This window comes from Bacillus sp. MBGLi79, assembly GCF_002953915.1.
The window spans coordinates 1,715,972-1,723,520 of sequence record NZ_CP026521.1; the positions used below are offsets into that span (position 1 = coordinate 1,715,972).

10 protein-coding genes are annotated in these 7,549 nt (G+C 42.1%); 9 read left to right on the forward strand and 1 reads right to left on the reverse strand.

Annotated features, from left to right (window positions below; all coding sequences use genetic code 11):
- Nucleotides 1-134 precede the first annotated feature (134 nt).
- From ccpC to C1T29_RS08765, 7 genes are all read left to right on the forward strand, one after another.
- Complete coding sequence (gene ccpC, locus C1T29_RS08735; RefSeq protein ID WP_014663793.1) at nt 135-1,016, forward strand: transcriptional regulator CcpC; 882 nt, start codon at nt 135-137, stop codon at nt 1,014-1,016.
- A 110-nt stretch (nt 1,017-1,126) separates the two neighbouring features.
- The gene (locus C1T29_RS08740) at nt 1,127-1,603 is read left to right on the forward strand and encodes a flavodoxin (RefSeq protein WP_103748824.1); all 477 of its coding nucleotides are present in this window, start codon (nt 1,127-1,129) and stop codon (nt 1,601-1,603) included.
- The gene (locus C1T29_RS08745) at nt 1,593-2,486 is read left to right on the forward strand and encodes a WD40/YVTN/BNR-like repeat-containing protein (RefSeq protein ID WP_095431408.1); all 894 of its coding nucleotides are present in this window, start codon (nt 1,593-1,595) and stop codon (nt 2,484-2,486) included. The genes C1T29_RS08740 and C1T29_RS08745 overlap by 11 nt, the downstream gene beginning before the upstream one ends.
- Before the next feature lie 15 nt (nt 2,487-2,501).
- Nucleotides 2,502-2,957: a flavodoxin gene (locus C1T29_RS08750; RefSeq protein ID WP_069838847.1), complete on the forward strand. Its 456-nt coding sequence runs from the start codon at nt 2,502-2,504 to the stop codon at nt 2,955-2,957.
- A gap of 104 nt (nt 2,958-3,061) precedes the next feature.
- A complete protein-coding gene (gene dapD / locus C1T29_RS08755; protein WP_014663797.1) occupies nt 3,062-3,772 on the forward strand; it encodes a 2,3,4,5-tetrahydropyridine-2,6-dicarboxylate N-acetyltransferase in 711 nt (236 codons plus the stop codon).
- Nucleotides 3,773-3,841: 69 nt separating this feature from the next.
- Complete coding sequence (locus C1T29_RS08760; protein ID WP_103748823.1) at nt 3,842-4,966, forward strand: N-acetyldiaminopimelate deacetylase; 1,125 nt, start codon at nt 3,842-3,844, stop codon at nt 4,964-4,966.
- A 61-nt stretch (nt 4,967-5,027) separates the two neighbouring features.
- On the forward strand, nt 5,028-5,273 hold the full coding sequence (locus tag C1T29_RS08765) for a YkuS family protein (RefSeq protein WP_003232382.1): 246 nt from the start codon (nt 5,028-5,030) through the stop codon (nt 5,271-5,273).
- A 35-nt stretch (nt 5,274-5,308) separates the two neighbouring features.
- On the opposite strand, the gene mscT is transcribed toward C1T29_RS08765, so the two are convergent.
- Entirely contained in the window at nt 5,309-6,112 is an 804-nt protein-coding gene (gene mscT / locus C1T29_RS08770; protein WP_071580642.1) for a small-conductance mechanosensitive channel protein MscT, read from the reverse strand.
- 238 nt (nt 6,113-6,350) lie between these two features.
- Here mscT and ahpA point away from each other — a divergent pair, with 238 nt between their 5' ends.
- Both ahpA and ykuV read left to right on the forward strand, forming a co-directional pair.
- Entirely contained in the window at nt 6,351-6,893 is a 543-nt protein-coding gene (gene ahpA, locus C1T29_RS08775) for a biofilm-specific peroxidase AhpA (protein ID WP_014663800.1), read from the forward strand.
- A 66-nt stretch (nt 6,894-6,959) separates the two neighbouring features.
- Nucleotides 6,960-7,418, forward strand: coding sequence for a thiol-disulfide oxidoreductase YkuV (ykuV, locus tag C1T29_RS08780; RefSeq protein ID WP_069838844.1), 459 nt, complete (start codon nt 6,960-6,962; stop codon nt 7,416-7,418).
- Nucleotides 7,419-7,549 lie beyond the last annotated feature (131 nt).

Below are 7,549 nucleotides of genomic sequence, written 5' to 3' on the forward strand. Positions count from 1 at the left end.
ATTTTTATTATATTGACAGAGTAAAAAAGAAAGCGCATACATAATTTAAATGAGAATAGGGCTTGAATCAGAAACTAAGGTTTTATTAGAATGGGAGATAAGAAAAACTTATTGATAATAAAAAGGAGGACGACATGCAGCTTCAAGAGCTTCATATGCTCGTAGTTTTAGCTGAGGAATTAAACATGAGAAAGGCGGCGGAACGGCTTTTCGTATCTCAGCCGGCTTTATCTCAGCGCTTACAAACCATTGAAAAGGCGTGGGGCACAAAAATCTTTTTAAGGTCCCAAAAAGGATTAACGGTAACGCCGGCCGGGGAGAAAATCATTCAGTTTGCGAATGATGTAACATTAGAGCAGGAAAGAATAAGAGAAAATATTGATGAACTTGAAGGTGAAATTCACGGCACATTGAAGCTTGCCGTCGCCTCTATAATCGGTCAGCATTGGCTCCCTAAAGTCCTGAAGACGTATGTTGAAAAGTATCCGAATGCAAAGATCTCGCTCATAACCGGGTGGAGCAGCGAAATGCTGAAAAGCTTATATGAGGATCAGGTTCATATCGGCATAATAAGAGGCAACCCTGAGTGGAAGGGCCGCAAAGATTACTTAATGACAGATCATCTGTATTTAGTAGATACTGAAATTTCCTGCATCGAAGATATTGCCCATACAGAACGACCGTTTATCCAGTTTAAAAGTGACAGTACTTATTTTCAGGAAATACAGCACTGGTGGCACCAAAAATTTAAAACGTCGCCAAAACAGACGATATTGGTTGATCAGATTGAAACGTGCAAACAGATGGCGCTGCACGGAATCGGTTATGCCATTTTGCCGTCTGTTACCCTTCAAAATGAAGATAAAGTGAATAAAATGCCTCTGTTAGACCTGAAAGGGCATCCGATCGGTCGGGATACATGGTTATTAGGCTATGAGCCTGCCTTTGAACTGAAACAAGTCCAAGCTTTTGTACAAGTAATAAAGGATATGCTGGATCAGGAAAATCCATTTTAAAGACAGCGATGTGCTGTCTTTTTTTATTTATATGTTGACAGTGAGAATCATTATCATTTAAAGTGATACATATGATATTGAAAATCATTATCAATTAATGGGGTGATAACATGGCTAAAGCCTTGATTACATATGCCAGCATGTCAGGAAATACAGAAGACATTGCCTTCATAATAAAAGAAACGCTTCAGGAATATGAGTTGGATATTGATTGTGTCGAGATAGACGATGCGGATGCGTCGGCTTTAACATCCTATGATTATGTACTGATTGGCACTTATACATGGGGGGACGGCGATTTGCCCTACGAGGCGGAGGATTTCTTCGAAGAGGTCAAACAGCTTCAGCTTAATGGTTTAAAAACAGCCTGCTTCGGATCTGGCGATTATTCTTATCCAAAGTTTTGCGAAGCGGTGAATTTGTTCAGTGTCATGCTGCAAGAGTCCGGAGCTGCTGTGTACCAGGAAACACTAAAAATCGAATTAGCCCCTGAAACAGATGAAGATGTGGAAAGCTGCCGAGCGTTTGCGAAAGGTTTTCTTGCATGGGCAGATTATATAAGCAAGGAAAAAAGCCATGTTTCATAAAGGAGCAACTGCTGTCACGGCATCGGCGTTTTCTGGATATTTTGTGGCGGTACAAAGAGAAGGCATTTTTCATTATTCTATGGAGCGGGGCTGGAGAAAGCTTTTTCGTTTGAAAAGTAAGATACACTGTATCAGTTATATAGGGCCTTACTTATTTGGCGTCGGTGAAAAGGGAATGGTCATTCGTTCAGCTGATGAAGGGAAAACCTGGACGATGTCGAGCTTTCCGACAAATGCAACAGTGTGGGCGATTACCGGCAGAAACAACGGATTTGTCTGCGCCCATGGCAAGCATTGTATTTATGTATCGGATGATTTTGGTGTCTCATGGCGCGTAGCCAAACCTTTTGCTGAATGTGATAATCCTCCTGTTATCCGGTCGTTATGCCTGCATGGGGACAATCTTTTCATCGGCACGCAAATACACGAATATTTTGGCGGCATTTGGGCTTATGACATTAAGTGTGACACTGTCCGAATTGTCAAAAAAGAAAAAAAACGGATGACGGCATCCATGCTCGTGTTCAATGAAAATTGGCTGGTGGCGGCGATGGGTTCTGTGAAAGGAAAGCACGGAGCTGTCACTGTACGGAATCTTTTGACTGATGAAGAATTCACTATACAATCCAGTATGATCAGAAAAGAAGAATCATTTCTTGATCTTTCAGAGGATGATGGCATTATATATGTCACTACGACACAAGATGAAAATGGTTTTTCGAGAATTTACCAGGTTGATCTCGAAGCCCGGTCATTAAAATGGTTCGATACCATTAAGGGGCATGGATGGAGAGTGGCCAATCAGAAAGAGAATTTCTTTTGTGCGGGCTTGTATGAATGTAAATTTGTCCAGCCGTACGAAGTTTCTGCAATGATTCATTAGAGGAGGAATAAAGAATTGGCGAAGATTTTGCTCGTTTATGCAACAATGTCAGGCAACACTGAAGCAATGGCAGATTTGATTGAGAAGGGGCTTCAGGAGGCGGAAGCAGAAGTGGACCGTTTCGAAGCAATGGATATTAGTGATGCCCAGCTGTTTAACGATTATGACCATATTATAATGGGAACCTATACGTGGGGAGACGGCGATCTGCCTGATGAATTTTTAGATCTGGCTGAAGACATGGATGAGATTGATTTTTCCGGCAAAACATGCGCTGTATTCGGTTCCGGTGATACAGCATATGAATTTTTCTGTGGAGCGGTTGATACGCTTGAGGCAAAAATAAAAGAACGCGGTGGCGACATTGTGCTCCCTTCGGTAAAAATCGAAAATAATCCAGAAGGTGAAGAAGAGGATGAATTAATAAACTTCGGGAAACAATTCGCTAAGAAAAGCGGGTGCGCTGTCTGATAGCCCACCGGGAACTGCTAAAGCGGCTGTTCCTTTTTTTCTTGTCTTTGTATCTTTCCTTTGATACAGTAATGAGGTAGAAAATCAGGAGGAGGACTATACATATGAAAATGATGGACGCAAATGAAATTATTTCATTTATTCAAAATAGCACAAAATCTACACCTGTAAAGGTTTACGTGAAAGGTGAGCTGGAAGGCATCAATTTCGGCGAAGCTGCGAAAGCTTTTATCAACGGAAACACTGGTGTCGTTTTCGGTGAGTGGAGCGAAATTCAAACAGCAATTGAAGAAAACCAAAGCAAAATCGAAGACTATGTGGTTGAAAATGACCGCCGCAATTCTGCGATCCCAATGCTTGATCTTAAAAATATCAAAGCGCGTATCGAGCCTGGCGCGATCATCCGCGACCAAGTTGAAATCGGTGATAACGCAGTCATCATGATGGGCGCTTCTATTAATATCGGTTCAGTTATCGGCGAAGGCACAATGATTGATATGAACGTTGTGCTTGGCGGACGAGCTACTGTCGGGAAAAACTGCCATATCGGCGCGGGTTCTGTACTTGCGGGTGTTATTGAGCCGCCATCCGCTAAACCGGTTGTGATTGAAGACGATGTTGTCATCGGCGCAAATGCTGTTGTGCTTGAAGGCGTAACAGTAGGTAAAGGAGCTGTTGTTGCTGCTGGAGCGATCGTGGTAAACGACGTTGAGCCATACACTGTTGTAGCAGGCACACCAGCTAAGAAAATCAAAGACATTGATGAAAAAACAAAAGGCAAAACTGAAATCAAGCAGGAATTACGCCAGCTGTAAGGAAAGTTTGATAAAAAAGGCGTGGATAATATATCCACGCCTTATTCGTATAGCCAGGAGGAATGAAAAATGAAGAAAGAGGAGCTCATCGCAATCCGCAGAGATTTGCACCGGATACCGGAGCTTGGGTTTCAGGAGTTCAAAACCCAGCAGTATTTATTACATGTCTTAGAACAATATCCCGAAGACAGAATTGAAATTGAAAAATGGCGAACAGGGCTTTTTGTAAAGGTGAACGGGACGGCGCCGGAAAAAATGCTGGCGTACAGAGCGGATATCGACGCGCTCTCCATCGAAGAGCAAACAGGTCTTCCATTCACATCAGAGCATCCCGGCAACATGCACGCCTGCGGACATGATTTGCATATGACGATTGCGCTCGGCATTATTGATCATTTTGTTCACCATCCAGTCAAACATGATTTGCTTTTTCTGTTCCAGCCGGCAGAGGAAGGGCCTGGCGGTGCGGAACCAATGCTTGAGAGCGATGTATTAAAAAAGTGGCAGCCTGATTTCATCACTGCGCTTCATATTGCACCAGAGCTTCCGGTAGGCACCATTGCGACAAAAAGCGGCCTTCTATTTGCGAATACATCAGAGCTTGTCATCGATCTGGTAGGCAAAGGGGGACATGCGGCATATCCGCATTTGGCTGAGGATATGGTTGTAGCGGCAAGTACACTTGTCACCCAGCTGCAAACGATCATCTCTAGAAACACAGATCCGCTAGACAGCGCTGTTATTACAGTTGGTACCATTACCGGAGGCTCGGCACAAAATATCATTGCCGAAACGGCCCACCTGGAAGGCACGATTCGCACGCTTTCTGAAGAATCGATGAAACAGGTAAAGGAACGGATTGAAGATATAGTGAAAGGAATCGAAATTGGATTCCGCTGCAAAGGAAAAGTGACTTATCCGTCTGTATATCACCAAGTTTACAATACGAACGGACTGACAGAAGAATTTATGTCTTTTGTTGCTGAACATCAACTGGCGACAGTAATTGAAGCAAAAGAAGCAATGACTGGGGAGGATTTTGGCTATATGCTGAAAAAATATCCCGGCTTTATGTTCTGGCTCGGCGCTGATTCTGAACACGGGCTTCATCACGCTAAGCTGAACCCCGATGAAAATGCGATAGAAACAGCGGTTAATGTCATGACCGGTTATTTTTCTGTTTATGCCAATTAAGGACAAATGAAAGAATAAAATTCCATAAAATGAGCACTCTAGTAAACGGAGGTGTTCAATAATGGCTAAAAAAATTGGAATTGAACAATCGTTATCAGATGTAGAAGCTGCTTTAAAAGAAAAAGGATATGACGTTGTAATGATGAAAAGCCCTGCCGATGCACAAGGCTGTGACTGCTGTGTCGTAACGGGTCTTGATAATAATGTGCAAGGGATAGCCGATACGGTAACACAAGCACCTGTCATTACAGCTTCCGGGATGACGGCTGAAGAAATTTGCAGCGAAGTTGAAAGCAGAATTCAGTAACATAAAAACCGAAGCAAAGAGCTTCGGTTCTTTTATTATTCAGTTTCTTTAGGAAAAGCGCGGTCAAACGCAGTTTTTATTTCCTTTCTAAGCACTCGCTCGACTCGCCACTGTTCCATATTTTCTGTTTTTGCAATGACTCTGATCACAATTTCAGAAGTCCCCAGTTCTTGAATCCCGATGACATTTGGGCCTTCTTTTATTTGCGGAAGAGCGGCTGCCGTTTCATCACATACTTGCTGTAAAATGTGAATCATTTCATCAATGTTTCTTTCAGCCGGCACTTTAATGTCAACAAGTGCCTGCATGGTTCCCCGTGAATGATTGCTCACGTTTGTAATATTTCTGTTGGGGATGTAATGCAGTGTTCCGTCAAAGCTGCGGATTTGAGTTGTTCTTAAGCCAACCTGTTCGACAATTCCGTCAAAGGTAGAAACCGTAATATAATCTCCAACATCCAATTGTTTCTCAAGCAAAATAAAAAAACCTGTCACGATGTCACTGACAAGCCCTTGGGCGCCAAATCCGACAGCCAGGCCGACGATTCCTGCCCCCGCTAAAAGAGCGCTTGGATCGTAATGAAACAAATCAAGAACCATGACGAAGAATATGAAAATCAATGTATAGGCAAATATGTTAAGAGTCAGGCTTCGGAGCGTATGTGCACGTCCGATAGACAAACTATTCTGCTCCTCGAATTTTGCAAATAGATGTTTAATGATTTTTATGCCTAATGATCGAACGATAAAATAGAGCAATATCATAATAGCAAGTTTAATGAGCAGAACACCGGCATTTGTAATAAGTCCCGCCCAATCATATTGATTAATAAAGTCCATGTTGAGCTCCTTTTCTGAATTGATTGCTGCACATTGAGACTAGATACCCTGTACATGACCATGTTAAACGTTTTATTCAAAAATGTCGAAGCCAAAGACATACATGATTTGTTAAAAATTGACTTAGGAAATCTGCATTTATATAATGGTGTTGCAATATAACAAAATATGGTTAATAAACCTTTGTTTTTATGAAATGTCGACGTTTAAGCCAAACAATAAAATTGGAGGGATACATATGGCAGAACGTATGGTAGGTAAACAAGCTCCTCGTTTTGAAATGGAAGCAGTCCTTGCAAGCAAAGAATTTGGCAAAGTAAGTCTTGAGGAAAACATGAAAAACGACAAATGGACGGTGTTGTTTTTCTATCCAATGGACTTCACTTTTGTTTGTCCGACAGAAATTACAGCAATGTCTGACCGCTATGACGAGTTCGAAGATCTTGATGCAGAAGTCATCGGGGTTTCAACTGATACGATCCATACTCATTTAGCTTGGATCAATACAGACCGCAAAGAAAACGGTCTTGGCCAGCTGAAATATCCGCTTGCTGCTGATACAAACCATGAGGTATCCCGGGAATATGGTGTTTTAATCGAAGAAGAAGGTGTGGCTTTACGCGGATTGTTTATTATGAATCCTGAAGGGGAGCTTCAATATCAAACTGTTTTCCATAACAACATAGGGCGTGATGTGGATGAAACGCTTCGTGTTCTTCAGGCGCTGCAGACTGGCGGACTCTGTCCGGCTAACTGGAAACCAGGCCAAAAAACACTGTAAATCTTTCTAAGAACGAAAGGTTTAGCATATCCGTTAGGCTTTTCTGTTTAATAGGAGGGAAATGCAATGAAATTACGTCAGCCAATGCCTGAATTGGCGGGAGAAAAAGCATGGTTAAATGGTGAAGTGACGAGAGAGCAATTGATCGGGGAAAAACCGACGCTTATTCATTTCTGGTCCATCAGCTGTCACTTGTGTAAAGAAGCAATGCCGCAAGTGAATGAATTTCGTGATAAATATAAAGATCAACTGAATGTTGTAGCTGTGCATATGCCCCGTTCCGAAGATGATCTTGACCTTGGTAAAATTAAAGAAACAGCTGCTGAACACGATATCACTCAGCCGATTTTTGTTGACAGTGACCATGCTTTAACCGATGCATTTGAAAATGAATATGTACCTGCGTATTATGTGTTTGATAAAACAGGACAGCTCCGTCACTTTCAAGCCGGCGGAAGCGGTATGAAAATGCTTGAGAAACGTGTGAACCGTGTTTTGGCTGAAACGGAGCAAGTATCTGAATAGTTTTTCCTAAAAACCTGATCTCATCAGGTTTTTATTTGTGCAAAAAAGCAATGGAAGAAGAGTGTAGAAGTAAGCTCGCTTAATAATTCACTATTAATAGATTGTATAAAATCAACTGACTGAAACATCTC